Raw genomic sequence first — 17,129 nt, forward strand, 5'->3', positions numbered from 1 at the left:
CATTTCTGCGGCCCCCTTGCTCCAGAGCTCGTTACGCGATCGCTTCCGTTTGCTGGGTTGTGCCTATCAGGTTGGCCACGCCATCGATCTCCAGGTGGACATCGAAGTCGAAGTTCGCAAAGTCGGCATCGCCGTCGATCAGTTGGCCTGCAAAGTTCAGGTCCACATCCGAGTTGATGGTCGTTGATGTGATCACATCGATCTTTATGATCTTGAACACATCGTTGTCCGCCGTATCGGCATAGTTCGAGCCGGTCGCGGTCAGGTTCACCGTGTTGTGGGTACTCAGGCTGATGCCCGTGCCGGTGAGGTCTTCGGTGCTGCTCAGAACCTGCACGCCCGCTATCTGGAAGTTGGCGCTGTCGTAGTCGTCCTCGCCGATGCTGACGATCTTCATGCCTCCTCCGGCCGATTGATAGTCCGCCGCAGAGTTGGCGATCAGCAGCCGGGTCGTGGTGGCGTTGGTCGACGTATTGACCAACTTCAGCAGGATGGCCACGTCTTCGCCGTCCGTGATCTGATCGATCGTGATGTTGATCGCGTCGGCGTAGGCCTTGTCCGTACCGACGACGGTCGCGTTGGGCCGCTGCGGCGGACTCGTCAGGTCGGGGTTGCTCACCGGGTTCGACCTGTAAAAGTCGAAGTTCAGCAACTCGCCGTTCTGGACGGTGTCGGAGTTCACGCCAAGGGTGTTGGTCGCGACATTGACAAAACCGGCACTCACGCTGTTGAAGGTTTCGCCCACCGTGAACGCGTGATCGTTGCCCGACACCAGATCGCTGGAGTCGCTTGGAGGCGTGGCGGTCCTGGCGGACAGCACGCCGAAGAAGTCGCTGCTGTACTGCTGGACCACGATCTCCGGCGAGTTGTTGCCTTCCGTGTCGTAGTTGAAGGAGGCCAACGGCGCACTCGTGGAGAACGTCGTTTGTCCACCGAAGACCTGATCCAGATCGAAGGTGAAAGTACCGTCCGTCTTGTTGAAGACGACCGTGCCGGTTGCCGCCTGCGTCGTCGTCGACGTCGGCCCCGGGAAGTAGTTGAAGCTGAAGTTGTAGGTGACCGTGGTGGCGTCTTCGGCGAAGTGCGAGACGGCTGCATCGGTGATGGGCCGCCCGCCGCCGGTCGTGCCGGTCAGGCTGTTCAGCACGATGCCGTCGGTCGACGCGTTGTCCACGTCGTCGGCGCCCACGGAGAAGTTGTAGGTTCCGGCAATGGGCTGGGCGTCGTTCGCTCCCGTGAGGTCGGAAATCGCGGTCACCGTCGGGCCGTGGTCGTCGAACTTGATGTTGGCGCCGATGTTGAGCACCTTCGAATCGCTCGCCGTATCGCCATCCCCATCGGTGAGCGTCACTGTATTGGTGAGGGTGATCAAGGTGTCGAGCATCGTGGCCTGCTGGGCCGCGTAGTTGGACCCCACGCCCGGCAGCGCGTGATCGATTTCCGCAAACTGCTGCAAGGTCACCGAACCGGTCGCGCTCACGGCCAGGTCGAAGATGGTGTTGCCCGCCGTGATGGCGCCCGCGGTAGCGGCCGTCGATCCGACGACATTCCCGCCCACCAGGTACAGCCTGATGACCGCGCCATCGCTCGTGAGCCCTGAAGCTCCGCCCGGCGTGGACAGGCCGAGCGCGAAGGTCGAGGCGGTGGAACCCGCTCCATCGGCGCCGTAGCTGCTCGAAGTCACGCCGAAGGCGGTCGAGAAGTCCTGGGCGGCGGAGTCGGTGGCTGCTGCGATGGTCTGGGCGTCCTGGGTATTGACCAGCGCCGTGTCGGTGGGCGTTGCCAGCACGACCGACGGGCCATCGTCGTCGAACCTGATGTTGGCGCCGATGTTGAGCACCTTGGAATCGCTCGCGGTGTCGCCATCCTGGTCGGTGATCGTCGCCGTATCGCTGAGCGTGACCAGGTCGTCGGCCATCGTGGCTTCCTGGGCCGCGTAGTTCGACGAAACACCGGGAAGCGCGTGGTCTATTTCGGCAAACTGCTGGAGCGTCACCGAACCGGTTGCGCTCACGGCCAGGTCGAAAATGGTGTTGCCCGCCGCGACGCCGGCCTCGGTGGCGGATGTCGAGCCGATGACCTTGCCGCTCACCAGGTACAGGTAGATGGTCGAGCCGTCGCTCTTGAGCCCAGAGTCGCCACCTTGCGTTTTCACGCCGAGTGCGAAGACCGAGCCAGTGGAGCCCGCCCCATCGGTGCCATAGCTGCTCGAAGTCGTGCCGAATGCAGTCGCGAAGTTCGTTGTGGCGGAGTCCGTATTGGCTCCGATGGTGTCGGCATCCTGCGTGTTGACCAGCGCGGTGTCGGTGGGTGTCGCCAGCGCGATGCTCGGCCCGTCGTCCTCGAAGTTCATCTGCGAGCCGACCTCTGCCGTTACGCTGGAAACCTGCAGCAGCCTGAAACCCCCGATGTCGAAGTCCGCGTGGGTGTTGCCCGAGGCATTGAGGGCCGCCCCGTTTTCGATGAGTACGCGGTTGTGGTCCGCTGACGTCGTGTATTCGATCGACTGGCCGGCCTTGACGCCGGTGATCGTCGCGATGCCGTTGGTGATGCTGATGACGATGGCCGAACTCAGTCCGCCCTCGGCGCCGTTCGCGAAGGTTTCGAGCGCCGTCCCGGTGACGGAGTCGAGCACGCGCACGCTCGTGATCGAAACCACCGTGTCKCCCGCATAGCCATCGATGAAGCCGTTGCCGGACTCAAGCGCCGTGCTGTATGYGGTGACCTTGACCTGGGCACTCTTTCCGCTTTGCAACTGCACGATGTCGAAATCGGCAGTCCTCGCTCCGAACATGCCGGTGAAGTCGATGTTCGACTCCAGATCGGCCTCGTTCTGGTCCAGGTTCGGAATGGTGACGTCCGCCCTGGCGCCGGTCACGAACGTGAAGCGGATGCCCTCCTGCTCGGTGATCATCTGGCTGTTGGTGCCGAATGTGGTCGCGTTGTTCGCGCCGCCGGCCTGGCTGCTAACGATCGTGTCACCGGTGTTGATGTTGACTCCGGTCGATTCATTCGCCGGGTCCTTCCCCGTCGCGATGATCGTCACGTCGGAAATCCGGCCGTTGACGATCGTCGGATTGGCCTTCGTGAACATCAGGAACAGGTTATTGCCCGATGGCGCACCTTCGAGATTGAAATCCGTATCCTGGCTGACACTGACGTAGACCTTGTTCAACAGGTTGACTGCATCGTCGGGGTTGGTCGCATCGGGGTTCGCCATCGCTTCATACTGGACCATCCAGATCTTGGCGCCCGTCACCGGGGTTCCCGTTTCCTCCAGGTAAGCCGCGAACACGACGACGCCGCCGGCAGTCTTCCCGTAGACGACGTTGTTGTTGGTCGTGTCGGTGAACAGGAAGATGTCTTCGTTATCGGCGGTATTGAGGCCGCTGTCGAAGCCATTGAGCGGAGCGCCGTTCGCGTCCGTGAATGCCATACCGGTGAAAGCGCCGGTCCCGCTGAGCGTGATTGCGTTGGTGCCGGTGTTGCTCCCGGTATAGCCACTCAAGGCGATTTTGGTTGGGGTTCCCGCGCCCTGGGCGGTCAGGCGGGTGGTGAAGACGGTCGGCGGCGTCAGTGCGGTGTCATTGTCGTTAGCGTCTTCCGCAGCTGTGGGGGTCACGGCAAGGTTCTGCAAACCGGCGGTTTCGTCCAGGGTAACTGTCGAACCGGGCGTTAGATTGAGCGCGGGCATAGATACTCCTTTTTTGGAAAAAATGCCGCCGATAGGAATCAGTGCACCCGATTGAGGCGCGTTCGCTGGCGATCAACCAAGTTCACATATCAGCAGAGAAGGGATGCTGAACCGCCGGACGGCGCCCTGTCCATAGGATAAAAGTTGTCACCCAAAGGATGACGCGCCGTGCCGGTCGTGCGCCCCCATGGCCAGAAATCCGGCCCGCCTTCATGCCCTTAACCTTTTGATACCTTGCGAGGGCCGCGGACCTATTCGCACGATTCTGTGGTCTTTATCATTACCTCAGATGCCTCCAAACGAGCGCCTCGGAGGGAAACCATGGAACAAGTCCCACTGTCGTCTGCTGGGCTGGAGCCTGCGTGGAACGTAGATTCGCTGTCGTTCACGCAAGGCTTTCGCCCCCCGTCGCCATTCGCAACACCCGCGCTGCGGACGTCGGACTGTTTTCAGCCGGCTTGGCTGGAGATTCCATCTCCTGTCCCGTGCCCTGCGGTCGAAGCCCGTGTTTCGGTTCTCATCGCAGCCTGCCCAAGCCGCGCATCGCCGCTGTTGGGTCTGGGCCTGCTGGCCTCGAGGCACCGGGCCGGGCGGATGTACCAGGTCGGGTACGCGGAGATGAGCAGCATCTCTGACCTGGAAGCCCGCTGCCGGCTGCAGGCGCCTCGTTTGCTGCTGGTGGACATCGCGTTGATTGCGCCGGAGAGAGTCAACAGATTGGACGATCTGCGCCGCCGATTTCCAGCCACCGACTGGCTCCTCGGCTGGGAGGCGCCCTCCATGCAGGGTCTGGATGCCGCGATCCGAAGCCAGGCGCGCGGCTGCGTCGAGTGGGCCGCGAGCGCAGAGCAGTTCGCACAATCGCTGGATGCCGTACTGGCAGGCATCTTGGGTTTCCCGGGGCCGGTGTTGCAGGCGCTGTATCTGTCCGTGCTGCGATCGAAGGCATCCGGCGGGCGGCCGGCGTCCTGTGCGATACCGCCTGCATTCAGACTGACCGCACGAGAGGACGAGGTGCTGTCGCTGATGTACCGGGACATGACCAACAAGCAGATCGCCGAGCGGCTCGGCATCAGTGTCAACACAGTCAAGAAGCACCTCGCGCATGTGTTCGCGAAGCAGGGGCAGCACAGTCGGCGCTGGCATCTCGCCTGATCCGTAGCAGGCTCCGACGTCGGATCGGGCGCGGCCGCTCTCGGGCCTAAGAGCGGCTCATGGTCTTTTCGGCGCCGACCCTGTGGTGAAGGGGCAGCCAGAGCGTGAAGCGCGTTCCGGCGCTGTCGGATTCCCAGCTCACGGTGCCGCCGATGGCCAGTGCGCGCCGCTGCTGGTTGCGCAGCCCCCGGCCACTTCGGTGCAGGGCCTCCTCCACGGCGAAGCCCGCGCCGTTGTCTTCGATCACCACGCATACGCCTTGGCCATCCGTCGCGGTCCTGAAGCAGATGGTGGTGGCCTGCGTGTGGCGCAGCACGTTGGCCACGCATTCCTGCATGATGCGCAGAATGTGCAGTGCGCTGCTCGGGTCCAGCCAGGACAGCGCAGGCACGGGCTGTACCTCCCAACGCAGCGCGAGGCCGGCGCTCTCGATGCGCGGCGCCAGGCGAAAGCGCAAGGTCGCCAGCAACAGCAGCAAATCGGCGTCCAAGCTCTCCATGGAGTCGATCGCCAGCTTCAGGTCGTCCATGCAGCCCTTGAGCACGCCGGAGATCTCGGCGTCGTTCATGGCGCCTTGCTCCACCGAACGGATGGCGCTGATCAGCGACGAACCCAGCCCGTCGTGCATGTCCTGCATCAGGCGCCGGCGCTCGGCACTGAGCATCTGCTCGTTTTCGATCACGCGCAGCCGCTGGTAGCTTTGCTCCAGCTCGGCTTCGCGCGCTTGCAGGCGCTGGGCCAGGCCCTTGTTCAGCCGGGCCACCTCGGCGAACGCGCCCGTGTACCGCTGGAACATGATGTACGAAAAGATGAAGAACAGGCCGATGATGGCGTAGGGAGAGGTGTAGACGCTCTCGGGGCTGACCAGGTTGTTTTGCAAGAGCCCGTCGTAGGAGGTGAATGCAACGGTGAAGACAGCCCAGCCCGCCACCAACCGCCCCTCGGGAAACTGTGCGCGCAGCGCCTTGCGCAGGTTCACCGCAAAAATCAGCACCGCGACGGGCAACACCGTCAGGTTGAGCAGGGGCGTGATCAGGTAGAGGCTGGCGATCGACGTCGACACATGAGGCAGTGTCGCGACGTTGCAAACCAGTGCCAAAGCCACCGACGAACGGGTCAGCCAGGCCGAGGGCTGCTGGTGCAGGCGCTGCAGGAACAGGTGGATGAGGATGATCAGCCAGAGCAGGGAGGCCACGGTGATCCATTCGAACCACTCGTCCGAGACCGGGAGGTAGTCGCCGCTCACGTAGTAGTGAAGCATGCGCAAGAAGGCGGCCGCCGAGATGGCGAAGAACAACAAGTAGAGCGATTCGCGCCTCTTCCCCAACCACACCGCGAATGCGAATGCGCCAACCGCCAGGAACGCGGCGCTGCCCATGAACGGCAACTGCACTTGCAGCAGTTGGCGAACCTGGTAGCGCCAGTTCAGCGAATCCTGGTCGCCCACCCACAAGGTCGAAAATCCGCTTCCGCTGCTGCGCAGGCGGTCGACGCGAATCAGCACGGACGCCGGGGACAGCGTATCGGCGGCCGCGTTCAAGGGCAGCAACAGCGGATGGTTGTAGCCGTTGTGCACGGGGCTGCCATGCGACTGGTAGAGCAGGACGCCGTCGCCGTACACCGCAATGTGGCCCAGGGTCTTCCAGCGCGGGAGGTAGAGAAGGCGCTCCTGCGCCGATGGCGCCAGCCCGGCCAGATCGATGCGGTACCAGTCGGTGACGGTTTGCGTACCGCCCGACGACGTGGGTACCAGTTCGCGCCCGGCTGTATGCGGGAGGCTGACCGCCTTCCACCCGTCGCTCGGCAGCCCGGCGTCCTCGGCAAGCCGCGGAGGGGTGGAATAACCCGTGCCGGGAATGGACAGCAACTCGGCCTGGGTGATGTGGACAGCGCCGTCGCGCTGCGGCACCGCATCCGCTGCCGGTGGTTCGCCGGCGTGCGCACAAGGCAAGGCGGCCAGCGGCAAGGCCAGCCACAGCGTTGCGATCCAACGGCCGATCCGCCCACAGCCCTGGCTGCTCCGCTTCATGCGATGAAGTTCAACGTCTCGCTCTCGCTGTGGCGGCCTTGGGCAAGGGGAGACGTTTTCATCAGGACACAATTATGTCCTCGGCCAACTTTTCCGGCCAAGCAGGCCTCCGGTCGCGGGACTCGCCGTGCTATTCAAACCGTATCCGGGCCACCGTCGGAGCATCCGGTCCCTTGGTATTTGCATTCGCGATGGTGCCGTCTTTCGTGAACCAGTAGCGGCAACCGGTTCGCAAGACCATCGTGACGCACATCGAGCCATCGGCGTTGAGAGTCCACCTGCCCGACGCGCTGCCGGGGCCGCTTCGGTTGACGAAGTCGACGCGGCCGTCCGAATGAAATTCCCAGCGCGAGATCATTCCGGTCGCAAGATTGTTTGAAACGATGGCCTTGCCGATCAAGGTTCTCTCGATCTCGGCCTTGCTCAGGAACACGCGATCCTGGGCTGGCACCGGCTCCTCGGAGATGGCGGGGATGGCCGCGACGCACAACAGCATGCGGACGATGCAACGGGTGAACATGACAGTCCCTTCGTGACGTTGCCGGAAACGTCGCCTGGACAGGGCAAGCTCGACCCAAACGTTGGCCCGTCGCGTTGAGGTAGGCGCGACGGCGAAGGCCTTCTTCGACAAGTCTGCTCAGCCAGGTCATCTCCTCGGGTTCTGCGCCAGCATTCAACCGAATTCATGGTCTTCGGAAATCGACAAGGTGGCGCGACCTCGGCGATTGCCGCTGCAACTGAGATCAGCGTGTGCGCCCACTGATCGCCCGGCGGCCGCCGGCTCGACGTTCACATGACGCACACGGTATTCATGGTGGTTACATCGCAGTAACCAAAAAGTGCTAATGACGCACCTTGCGGGCATGCTCTGTCGTGCTGYCCACGACGCTGCCAAGGGACTGCCGTCGGAAACGGAGTCGGTGGCCTTGCGCATTTCCGCCTCGACCGAATCGACGACGGTGGGCTCTCGCGATGCCAACTGGCCAGCAATGTGCAATGACACGATGTACTCCGATGGCCCCTCTGCGAATGGCCGAGGAGCGGCGCAGGGGTCGAAAGCGAGGTGCCAGGACGCTAGGGACGGCGCGAAATCACTGTGCCCGCCCTTTCGACGTCGCATGTACTCCGGATGTAAACAGGCGGTGTCGTCGATCGGGTCGTTGATCAAGGACCCCGCGCCCGGCGCACCGGTGCCCCCGATCCTTCCGCCGCAGGATGGTTTCCTGCTGCTCGACAAGGCGAAGTTCGCTGCCTCTTTCGCGGCGGATGTGAAGCGCGAAACGGCCACCTTCATGGTGAATTCGCAGGTGCCGTGGGGTGTCGCCGTCACTGAAGCCCCTGGCAGTCACGCTGTCTACGTTTCGAATCCCAAGGCTGTTGCCGCGTTCAACCCATTTGCTTTCAAGCCATCCGATCCAGCAGGCTGTACCAGGCCACCCCCCCGGCCACGTAAAACCGCTGCAGCCCATGCAGCGGTATTGGCTGGATCGCCGTCACCGGATACGGAAAGTCAGCGCCCGCATCGACGAGCCGTGCGGCCAGGTGCTTGCCCATGCTCGTCGCCAATGCGATGCCCCGCCCGTTGTAGCCCAGCGCGATCGTCATGCCCGGTGCGGGCGTGTGCACATGCGGCATGAAGTCGCGCGTGACCGCGATGCGGCCGGCCCAGCGGTACTCGTAGCGCAGCGGCCCGAGCTGGGGAAACAGCAGCTCGAGCGAACGCTCCAGGTGCGCGAAGTCCGCAGGCCCGGACGGATCGGCGAAGTGCCCGCGGCCGCCCATCAGCAGCCGGCCCTGTGCATCCTTGCGGAAGTAGAGCAGCAGGCGCTGCGAGGTCGAGGCCGTCTCGCCGTGCGGCAGGATGGCATCGGCGGCCGCGCCTTCGAGCGGCTGCGTGGCCACGATGAAACTGTTGGCGGCCAGCACGGTGCGTGACAGCCCCGGCCACAACGGCCCTGTGTAGCCGTTGGTCGCGAGCACCACCTGCTCGGCGGTGATGGTGGCGCCGGTGGAGGTGCTGGCGTGCCAGTGCGTGCCCCGGCGCTCCAGTGCGGTGACTTCGGTGCCGCCGTGCACCGCGGCGCCGAAGCCCTGTGCGGCGCGCACTAGGCCGCGCGTGTAGGCCAGCGGCTGGATGCCGCCAGCGCGGGGGTCGAGCCAGCCGCCCGCGAAAGCCTCGGTGCCCAGCCGCGCGCTGACGGCGGCGTGGTCCAGCATCTCTGTTTTCACGCCGCGCTTCGCCCATTGGGTGGCGCGTGCATGCAGGCCTGCCACGTGCTTCGGCGAGTAGGCGACCTGCAGCCAGCCGTTGCGCACCGGCTGGCAATCGATTCCGTGGCGCGCGATCAGGTCGAACACCACGTCGGCCGAGCGGGAGACGGCGTCGATCAGCGGCGCCGCGCGCCCGGCGCCGTAGAGGCGCAGCAACTCGTCGGGGTCGTGCTTCAGCGTGGGGTTCACCTGCCCGCCGTTGCGCCCGGAGGCACCCCAGCCGGGCTCGTGCGCCTCGAGCACGCAGACCTGCACGCCGGCCTCGGCGAGGTGCAGCGCAGTGGACAAGCCGGTGAAGCCGCCGCCGACGACCAGCACGTCGACCTTGCGCGATTCGGTCAACGGCGGTGTCGGCGCAGCGGGCGGGGCGGTGGCCGCCCACAGCGACGGGGGAAGCGCCTGCGCAACAACGCTCATTGCCGCACCTCGGCGGGCGTGGCCGACGGATGCAGCACGCGCCGCAGGAAGTCCTGCGTGCGCGGCTGGCGCGGCGCGCCCAGCACCTGCGCGGCCGGGCCTTCCTCGACGATGCTGCCGCTGTGCAGGAAGCAGACGCGGTCGGCCACCTCGCGCGCGAAGCCCATCTCGTGCGTCACCACGATCATGGTCATGCCTTCGTCGGCCAGTGCGCGCATCACGCCGAGCACGTCGCCGACCAGCTCGGGGTCGAGCGCCGAGGTGGGCTCGTCGAACAGCATGGCTTCGGGTTTCATCGCCAGCGCGCGGGCGATGGCCACGCGCTGCTGCTGGCCGCCCGAGAGCTGGGCCGGCCAGGCCTGCGCCTTCTCTGCGAGCCCGACCTTGGCGAGCAGCGCGAGCGCTTCCTCGCGCGCCTGCGCGGGCTTGTGGCCCAGCACGTAGACCGGGCCTTCCATCACGTTCTCCAGCACCGTGCGGTGCGGGAACAGGTTGAAGCGCTGGAACACCATGCCCATGCGGCTGCGCAGCCGATGGATGCTGCTGCTGTTGCGGTCGACGCGTTCGCCGAAGGCGCGCACCTCGCCGCCTTCGTACGACTCCAGTCCGTTGATGCAACGCAGCACCGTCGACTTGCCCGAGCCCGAGGGCCCGATCAGGCACACCACCTCGCCGGCATCCACATGCAGGCTCACGCCCTGCAGCACGCGGTGTGTGCCGAAGCGCTTCTCCAGTCCATCGACGCGGATCATGGCTGCTTCCTCCCGGCGCCGAAGCGCCGCTCGAGCCGCCGCAGGCCGTAGACCAGCGGCAGGCTCATCAGCAGGTAGAGCAGGGCGACCAGCGTGTAGACCGTCATGTTCTGGAAGGTCGACGAGGCGATCAGCTGGCCGGCGCGCGTCATCTCGGCCACGGTGATGGTCGAGACCAGCGAGGAGTCCTTGAGCATCATCACCAGCGTGTTGCCGTAGGGCGGCAGTGCGATGCGAAAGGCCTGCGGCAGGATCACGCGCCGCATGATCAGCGCCGAGCGCATGCCCATCGCCTGCGCGGCTTCGCGCTGCCCCGGGTCGACGGCCTCGATGCCGGCGCGGAAGTTCTCGGCCTGGTAGGCCGAGTAGGCAATGCCGAGGCCGATCACACCGGCCTGGAAGGCCGTGAGCTGCACGCCGAACTCGGGCAGCACGAAGTAGATGTAGAACAGCTGCACGATGATCGGCAGGCCGCGGATCACGTTGACGATCACCGTGCCCGTCCACGAGAGCGCGCGCACGGGCGAGAGCTTCATCAGCGCGAGCGCAAGCCCGAGCGCGCTGCTGAGCAGGAACGAGAGCACGGTGACCTGCACCGTGACCACGGCGCCCTGCAGGAGGATCGGCAGGAAGTCCTGCGCGTTCTGGAGAAAAGAAGCAGCCATGGGTGCGATGCGTCAGATGCCCCACTTCTGGACAATTTTTGCGAGCGTGCCGTCGGCCTTGATCGCAGCGATGGCCTTGTTGAGGCGGGCCATGGTCTCGGTGTCGCCCTTGCGCACCACCAGGCACACGTCGCCCACGTTCACGGGCTTGTAGCTTTCCACCAGCTTCACGCCGTTGAAGGCGTTCTGCCGCAGCTGGTAGGCAATGATGGGCTGGTCGCCCAGGCCGGCCTTGATGCGGCCCAGCGAGAGGTCGCGCGTCATGTCGGCCACCGAGTCGTAGCTGCGCACTTCCTTGAAGATGCCCTTCTTGGTGAGCATGTCGAGGAAGACCGTGCCGACCTGCGCGCCGACCACCTCGCCCTTGAGCTCGTCGAGCGAAACATACGCGCGGGTGTCGTCGCTCTTGACGATCAGCCCCTCGCCGTACGAGTACACCGGGTCGCTGAAGTCGACCACCTCCTGGCGCGCCGCCGTCTTCAGCATCGCGGCCGAGACGATGTCGATCTTGCGCGCGGTGAGCGAGGGGATGAGCGCCGAGAACACCGTTTGCTGCACGTTGACGCCGAAGCCGCCGGCCTTGCCCACGGCGGTGACGGTGTCGACCATCATTCCCTGGATGGTGTTGGTCTTCACGTCCAGGAAGGTGAACGGCACGCCGGTGGCCGTGGCGCCCACGTTGTAGGTGGCGGGCGCGGCGCCCTGTGCGCCGGCCAGCGAAGCGGCGCCGGCCATGCAGAAACCCAGGGCCAGGCGGTGAAGGTGGCGAACGATGCGATTCATGGAAGCACTCCTCGAAGAAGGTGAAAAGAGCGGAAAGAAAGCGAAAGAAGGACCCAGCGGCCGATGCAACATGTGTGCCAATAATCGATTCTTTTGAATCTCTAATCAATAAATACAAACCACTAGTCGCCTTTATAGTATCGATATTCGATATTTAAAACCGATATCGGTATACTCCGCAGCGATGGACGCCTCACCCGAATCCCCCTCCGGCGAAAGCCCCAGCCTGCTGTTCAACCAGTCGCTGGAGAAGGGCCTGGCCGTGCTGCAGGCCTTCAGCGCCCGGCGCCGCACCATGACGCTGGCCGACGTGGCCGAGGCCACCGACATCACCAAGAGTTCGGCGCAGCGCATGGTCTTCACGCTCGAGAAGCTGGGCTATGTGCGCAAGCACCCGAAGACGCGGCGCTACCAGCTCACGCCGCGCGTGATGGAGATCGGCTTCAACTACCTGGCGGCCAACCCGCTGATCGACGTGGCCAATCCGTTCCTGTCGGAGCTGACCAAGGTGACGACCGAAACCTCCTGCCTCACCGAGCCCGACGGGCTCGACATGGTCTACGTGGCGCGCTTCGTCAGTGCGCAGTTCGTGCCGGTCCACATGCCGATCGGCAGCCGTATCCCGATGTACTGCACCGCTTCCGGGCGCGCCTACCTGAGCGCGTTGCCCGAGGACGAGGCGCGGGCGCTGATCGAGGCCTCCGACCGCGTGGGCCATACCGCCCACACCCGCACCGGCGTCGACGAGATTCTCGAGGCGCTGCGCCAGGCGCGGCTGCAGGGCTTCGCCACCAACGCCGAAGAGCTGTTCCTTGGCGACATGACCATCGCGGCGCCCGTGGTGGGCAGCCAGGGTCGTCCGGTCGCGTCGGTGCACGTGGTGGCGCCGACCAGCCGCTGGACGCTGGACGAGGCGGTGCGCAAGCTCGCGCCGACGCTGCTCTCGTGCGCACGCTCGCTGACCAGCTCGGCGCGCAGCATCGACTGACGGCTATACGGTTTCGGTGATCGCGCAGGCGGTGGCTGCGCTTATGCTGTGCGGGATCACAACGCAGATTTCCCCGCCATGACCGACCCACGCCCCGTCTTCGACAAGATCTCCGCCGAGCGCCTGCCCGAGCTGCTGCGCGCCATGCCCAAGGCCGAGCTGCACATGCACATCGAAGGCTCGCTCGAACCCGAGCTGATCTTCGCGCTCGCGCAGCGCAACGGCGTGGCCATTCCGTACGCCAGCGTCGAAGACCTGCGCCGCGCCTACGCCTTCACCAACCTGCAGAGCTTTCTCGACATCTACTACGCCGGCGCCAGCGTGCTGCTGAAGGAGCAGGACTTCTACGACATGGCCTGGGCCTACCTCGAGCGCGCCGCGGCCGACAACGTGGTGCACACCGAGATGTTCTTCGACCCGCAGACGCACACGGCGCGAGGCGTGCCGATGGAAACCGTCGTCAACGGCCTGCACCGCGCGTGCGTCGATGCGCAGCCGAAGCTCGGCGTCAGCGCGGCACTCATCCTCTGCTTCCTGCGCCACCTGAGCGAGGAAGAAGCCTTCGAGACGCTGGAACAGGCGCTGCCATATCGCGACAAATTCATCGGCGTCGGCCTCGATTCGAGCGAGGTCGGCCATCCGCCCGAGAAGTTCGCGCGCGTGTTCGCGCGCTGCCGCGAGCTGGGCTTCCACCTCGTTGCCCATGCGGGCGAGGAAGGCCCGCCAGCCTATGTCTGGAGTGCGCTCGACGTGCTCAAGGTCGAGCGCGTCGACCACGGCGTGCAGAGCGCCAAGGACCCAGCCCTGATGAAGCGGCTCGCGCAAGACCGCATTCCGCTCACCGTGTGCCCGCTGTCGAACCTCAAGCTCTGCGTGTTCCCCGACCTGTCGAAGCACAACCTCGGTGCGCTGCTCGATGCCGGGCTGGTCGCCACCGTCAACTCGGACGACCCGGCCTACTTCGGCGGCTACATGAACCAGAACTTCACGCAGACCTTCGCGGCCACCGGCCTCGGTGTGCAGCAGGCCTGGCAGCTCGCGGCCAACAGCTTCGAGGGCAGCTTCATCGACGCGGCTGCCAAGCGCGCCTACGTGGACCGGCTCAACGCCGTCTTCGCAACCTTCTGATCGGCGGCTGCCGCGGCGCGCGGCACCAGCAGCGGCATCGCCACCAGCGCGCAGGCGCTGGCCGTGAGCCACACCATGGGCCAGCCCTGCAGCGCCATCAGGTGCGGAATCGAGAAGGGCGTGACGAAGCACACCAGGAACACGCTGGTGTTCGCCATGCCCAGCGCGGTGCCCGCACGGGCCGCGCCGGCCAGCGTGGCGAGCTCGGTGTAGGCCACGCCGTGCCAGGCCGACACGCAGACACCGCTCGCCCCCAGCAGCACGACCAGCGCGATGCGCAGCGCCGGTGAATCGGCGGCATGCGCGCCCGCGGCCATCACCAGCACTGCGAGCCCCGCGAACAGCAGCACGCTGAGCGCACTGCAGGCGCGCAGGTAGGCGGGGCGGTTGCGGCGGCGGTCGGTCCAGCGGCCGCTCCACACGCGCATCACCATCGCGCCGACCTGCACGAAGACCATCGTGGCGGTGATGGTCGCGAGGCCCGCATGGCCGAAGTCATGCAGGAACACCGTGCCGAAGGACAGCACCGCGAACTGCGGCGCGCAGAGGATGCCGATGCCGAGCACGATGCGCCAGACGCGGGCGTCGCGCAGCGGGCCGGTCTTCGGCGCGGCGGCCGCTGCGGCAACGCCGGCCCCGGTGCGCGGCGCATCCGGCGCAACAGGCGGCTCGTGCACCCAGGCCCAGCTCATCACCGCGCTCAGCGCGCACAGCGCGGCCAGCAGGCCGTAGAGCGCGGCAAAGCCGAAGTGCAGCGCCACGAACGGCAGCACCAGCGCGCCGATGCCGCCGCCCAGCGGCACGGCGGTCTGCCGGATGCTCATGGCGAGCCCGCGCTCGCCGGCGTCGAACCACGTCATCACCGCGCGGCCGCTGGCGCCGTTGACGCTGCCGCCCAGCAGGCCGACCAGCAGCAGCCCCGCGCCCAGCCAGCCGAGGCCGGGTATGTGCTGCGCATCCGGTGCGGCCCAGAGCGCCATCGCCACCAGCGCGATGGCGGTGCTGCCCAGGCCGGTCAGCAGCACCGGCCGGTCGCCCCAGCGGTCGGTCAGCAGGCCCCATGGCAGCTCGCTCACCGCGATGCCCAGGCCCATGAGGCCGAGCACCAGGCCGAGCGTGGCGTTGTCGAGCCGGTAGCCGGTGCGCATCAGCACGGCGGTCATCGGGATGCCGCTGAAGGCCACGGAGAACGCCGCGTTGGCGGCCACGCCCGCGGCCAGCACCTTCCAGCGGTGGCGGGGCGAATACGAAGGGGAGGAGAGGGTCGGATGGGTCATGTTGCGGCGCAGTGTCCGCTGTTGCCAATGTTTTGAAAATCAGAAAATAATGAGGGAATCGTTCCAAAAAACAGGACGATGAAAAGGACCCGACATGAGCCAGGTGATGTTCGATCTCGATGTGCTGCGCACCTTCTCCACCGGCATCGCGCTCGGCAGCTACGCGCGTGCGGCCGGCAAGCTGGGCCGCTCGACCTCGGCCGTGAGCGCGCAGTTGAAGAAGCTGGAGTCGCAGGCGGGCACGGTGCTGTTCCGCAAGGCCGGCCGCGGTCTCGAGCTCACCGATGCCGGCGAGACACTGCTGGCCTATGCGCACCGCATGCTGGAACTCAACGACGAGGCCAGCGCCGCCATGCGCGGCGCCGACCTGCAGGGGGCGGTGCGTCTTGGCTTGCAGGAAGACTTCGGTGAGGCGCTGCTGCCCGCCGTGCTGGGCCGTTTCGCGCGCGCGCATCCCAAGGTGCGCATCGAGGCCTTCGTGGCACGCAGCGCCCATCTGCGCGAGCGGCTTGAACTCGGCGAACTCGACCTCGCGCTGGCATGGGACGCGGGCGACCAGCCGCTGTCGCCCTACGCCGAGCGCGTGGCGCGCATGCCGCTGCTGTGGATAGGCCCCAAGTCGCCCGAGCGCATCGACGCCCCCTGGTGGACCGAGCGGGAGCGCCGCGGCCCGGGCGCACGCAAGAGCAAGGAGCCGCTGCCGTTGATCATGCTCGACGCGCCGTGCCCGTTGCGCGAGATCGTCATCGCCGCGCTCGACCGCGCCGGCGTGCCGTGGCGCCGCTCGTTCGCCAGCGCCAGCCTGTCGGCGCTGTGGGCCGCCGCATCGGCAGGGCTGGGCCTCACGGTGCGCACGCCGTTCGGGTTGCCCGCGCATGTGCGCGCCCTCGATCGCACGACGCTGTCGTTGCCCGCGCTGCCGCAGATCTCGCTCGTGCTGTATCGCGCGCAAGCCCACGCCGAGGCTCCGGCGAGCCGGCTCGCCACGCTGCTGCTCGAGGCGGTACGCCAGCACGTGCAGACCGACGTGTTGCCCGGACACTGAAGGAATGCTGAAGACGGGGCGGCACAATCCCTTGCACGGGCGCCGTGGCAATGCCCAGAATTCGCCGCTGGAGATAAAAACAAAGGCGATACGGCATGGCCTCGCAGAACTTCTTGCACCTGTGGGATGACAGGTTCCTCTACATCACGCCGGCGATCCAGTCGGGGCTCACGGCGCGCTCGTCGGCGACGCTGCTGGCCTCGGTGAGCGGCCATCCGTTCACGCTCGAGGCGGTCGACGGCACGCGGGTGCGCTGCGCCGCGGCGCTGGTGGCGCCGCACGTGTCGCGCCGGCTCGACGCCGACGGCTGCGGGCTGCTTTCGCTCAACCTCGACCCGGCCTCCAGTGCCTACCGCATGCTCGCGCGGTGCATGGGCGGCCACGGCATCGAGCCGATCGATGCGCGCCGCTTCGGCAAGCTGCGCGACGACTTCGACCCGGCGCAGCGCGGCCTGCTGCCTGGCCACAGGTTGCAGATGCTCAGTGCCAAGCTGGTCGAGGCCATCACCGAACACCCGGAGCGCGAAGCAGCCATCGACAAGCGGATCGAACGCGTGCTGCAGGCCATCCGCGCGAACGCCGGCCAGATCCAGCTGCGCGAGCTGTCGGTCGTGGCCTGCCTGTCGCCCGACCGTTTGACGCACCTGTTCGCGCAGCAGGTGGGCGTGTCGGTCAAGCGCTATGCGCTGTGGACCAAGGTGCGCCGGACGGTGCAGCAGTTCACCGGGCATCGCCCGCTCACCGACGTGGCGCTGGTCAGTGGCTTCACCGATGCGGCGCACATGAGCCGCACCTTCCAGCGCTACTTCGGCCTGCCGCCGTCCTTTCTGGCGAACCAGGTGCGCGTGACTGCGGACGAGCAGGCCTCGCACGCGTGGGGGCGCGCCGGCGCCATCGTCTAGGGCCAACCCTAAGCATCACAGCG

General features: G+C 66.2%; 13 protein-coding genes. 5 read left to right on the top strand and 8 right to left on the bottom strand.

The annotated features are described in order from the left end of the window. Nucleotides 1-31: 31 nt before the first annotated feature. Nucleotides 32-3,694 (bottom strand): DUF5801 repeats-in-toxin domain-containing protein, encoded by a 3,663-nt coding sequence (locus tag AC1DXX_RS04455; RefSeq protein WP_478132957.1) that lies wholly within the window; start codon nucleotides 3,692-3,694, stop codon nucleotides 32-34. A 618-nt stretch (nucleotides 3,695-4,312) separates the two neighbouring features. Between AC1DXX_RS04455 and AC1DXX_RS04460 the strand changes: the two genes are divergently transcribed. After that, nucleotides 4,313-4,849 carry a helix-turn-helix transcriptional regulator gene (locus AC1DXX_RS04460; RefSeq protein WP_478132958.1) on the top strand — a complete coding sequence of 179 codons (537 nt, stop codon included), beginning with the start codon at nucleotides 4,313-4,315 and terminating at the stop codon, nucleotides 4,847-4,849. A 46-nt stretch (nucleotides 4,850-4,895) separates the two neighbouring features. On the opposite strand, the gene AC1DXX_RS04465 is transcribed toward AC1DXX_RS04460, so the two are convergent. From AC1DXX_RS04465 to AC1DXX_RS04490, 6 genes are all read right to left on the bottom strand, one after another. After that, a complete protein-coding gene (locus AC1DXX_RS04465) occupies nucleotides 4,896-6,878 on the bottom strand; it encodes a sensor histidine kinase (protein ID WP_478132959.1) in 1,983 nt (660 codons plus the stop codon). A gap of 130 nt (nucleotides 6,879-7,008) precedes the next feature. After that, a complete protein-coding gene (locus tag AC1DXX_RS04470) occupies nucleotides 7,009-7,398 on the bottom strand; it encodes a hypothetical protein (protein WP_478132960.1) in 390 nt (129 codons plus the stop codon). An 881-nt stretch (nucleotides 7,399-8,279) separates the two neighbouring features. Continuing rightward, nucleotides 8,280-9,566, bottom strand: coding sequence for an NAD(P)/FAD-dependent oxidoreductase (locus AC1DXX_RS04475; protein ID WP_478132961.1), 1,287 nt, complete (start codon nucleotides 9,564-9,566; stop codon nucleotides 8,280-8,282). Continuing rightward, a complete protein-coding gene (locus tag AC1DXX_RS04480) occupies nucleotides 9,563-10,318 on the bottom strand; it encodes an amino acid ABC transporter ATP-binding protein (RefSeq protein ID WP_478132962.1) in 756 nt (251 codons plus the stop codon). The genes AC1DXX_RS04475 and AC1DXX_RS04480 overlap by 4 nt, the downstream gene beginning before the upstream one ends. After that, the gene (gene ehuD / locus AC1DXX_RS04485) at nucleotides 10,315-10,983 is read right to left on the bottom strand and encodes an ectoine/hydroxyectoine ABC transporter permease subunit EhuD (protein WP_478132963.1); all 669 of its coding nucleotides are present in this window, start codon (nucleotides 10,981-10,983) and stop codon (nucleotides 10,315-10,317) included. The genes AC1DXX_RS04480 and ehuD overlap by 4 nt, the downstream gene beginning before the upstream one ends. Nucleotides 10,984-10,995: 12 nt before the next feature. After that, a complete protein-coding gene (locus tag AC1DXX_RS04490) occupies nucleotides 10,996-11,766 on the bottom strand; it encodes an ABC transporter substrate-binding protein (protein WP_478132964.1) in 771 nt (256 codons plus the stop codon). A 184-nt stretch (nucleotides 11,767-11,950) separates the two neighbouring features. Here AC1DXX_RS04490 and AC1DXX_RS04495 point away from each other — a divergent pair, with 184 nt between their 5' ends. Together AC1DXX_RS04495 and AC1DXX_RS04500 are read left to right on the top strand one after the other, a co-directional pair. Further along, entirely contained in the window at nucleotides 11,951-12,754 is an 804-nt protein-coding gene (locus AC1DXX_RS04495; RefSeq protein WP_478132965.1) for an IclR family transcriptional regulator, read from the top strand. Between the two features lie 78 nt (nucleotides 12,755-12,832). Then, nucleotides 12,833-13,882, top strand: coding sequence for an adenosine deaminase (locus AC1DXX_RS04500; protein WP_478132966.1), 1,050 nt, complete (start codon nucleotides 12,833-12,835; stop codon nucleotides 13,880-13,882). Here the strand turns inward: AC1DXX_RS04500 and AC1DXX_RS04505 are convergent. Next, a complete protein-coding gene (locus tag AC1DXX_RS04505; RefSeq protein ID WP_478132967.1) occupies nucleotides 13,843-15,159 on the bottom strand; it encodes an MFS transporter in 1,317 nt (438 codons plus the stop codon). The genes AC1DXX_RS04500 and AC1DXX_RS04505 overlap by 40 nt on opposite strands. Nucleotides 15,160-15,253: 94 nt before the next feature. Here AC1DXX_RS04505 and AC1DXX_RS04510 point away from each other — a divergent pair, with 94 nt between their 5' ends. Both AC1DXX_RS04510 and AC1DXX_RS04515 read left to right on the top strand, forming a co-directional pair. Continuing rightward, entirely contained in the window at nucleotides 15,254-16,204 is a 951-nt protein-coding gene (locus tag AC1DXX_RS04510; RefSeq protein ID WP_478132968.1) for a LysR substrate-binding domain-containing protein, read from the top strand. Nucleotides 16,205-16,299: 95 nt separating this feature from the next. After that, nucleotides 16,300-17,106, top strand: coding sequence for a helix-turn-helix domain-containing protein (locus AC1DXX_RS04515; protein WP_478132969.1), 807 nt, complete (start codon nucleotides 16,300-16,302; stop codon nucleotides 17,104-17,106). The last annotated feature ends 23 nt before the right edge of the window (nucleotides 17,107-17,129 follow it).

It is taken from the genome of Variovorax sp. P4_B10 (genome assembly GCF_056402375.1).

Bases quoted from the DNA above. Each gene is read 5' to 3' on its own strand.
- AC1DXX_RS04460 (WP_478132958.1), top strand. From the start codon at position 4,313: ATGAGCAGCATCTCTGACCTGGAAGCCCGCTGCCGGCTGCAGGCGCCT.
- AC1DXX_RS04465 (WP_478132959.1), bottom strand. From the start codon at position 6,878: ATGAAGCGGAGCAGCCAGGGCTGTGGGCGGATCGGCCGTTGGATCGCA.
- AC1DXX_RS04470 (WP_478132960.1), bottom strand. From the start codon at position 7,398: ATGTTCACCCGTTGCATCGTCCGCATGCTGTTGTGCGTCGCGGCCATC.
- AC1DXX_RS04475 (WP_478132961.1), bottom strand. From the start codon at position 9,566: ATGAGCGTTGTTGCGCAGGCGCTTCCCCCGTCGCTGTGGGCGGCCACC.
- AC1DXX_RS04480 (WP_478132962.1), bottom strand. From the start codon at position 10,318: ATGATCCGCGTCGATGGACTGGAGAAGCGCTTCGGCACACACCGCGTG.
- ehuD (WP_478132963.1), bottom strand. From the start codon at position 10,983: ATGGCTGCTTCTTTTCTCCAGAACGCGCAGGACTTCCTGCCGATCCTC.
- AC1DXX_RS04490 (WP_478132964.1), bottom strand. From the start codon at position 11,766: ATGAATCGCATCGTTCGCCACCTTCACCGCCTGGCCCTGGGTTTCTGC.
- AC1DXX_RS04495 (WP_478132965.1), top strand. From the start codon at position 11,951: ATGGACGCCTCACCCGAATCCCCCTCCGGCGAAAGCCCCAGCCTGCTG.
- AC1DXX_RS04500 (WP_478132966.1), top strand. From the start codon at position 12,833: ATGACCGACCCACGCCCCGTCTTCGACAAGATCTCCGCCGAGCGCCTG.
- AC1DXX_RS04505 (WP_478132967.1), bottom strand. From the start codon at position 15,159: ATGACCCATCCGACCCTCTCCTCCCCTTCGTATTCGCCCCGCCACCGC.
- AC1DXX_RS04510 (WP_478132968.1), top strand. From the start codon at position 15,254: ATGAGCCAGGTGATGTTCGATCTCGATGTGCTGCGCACCTTCTCCACC.
- AC1DXX_RS04515 (WP_478132969.1), top strand. From the start codon at position 16,300: ATGGCCTCGCAGAACTTCTTGCACCTGTGGGATGACAGGTTCCTCTAC.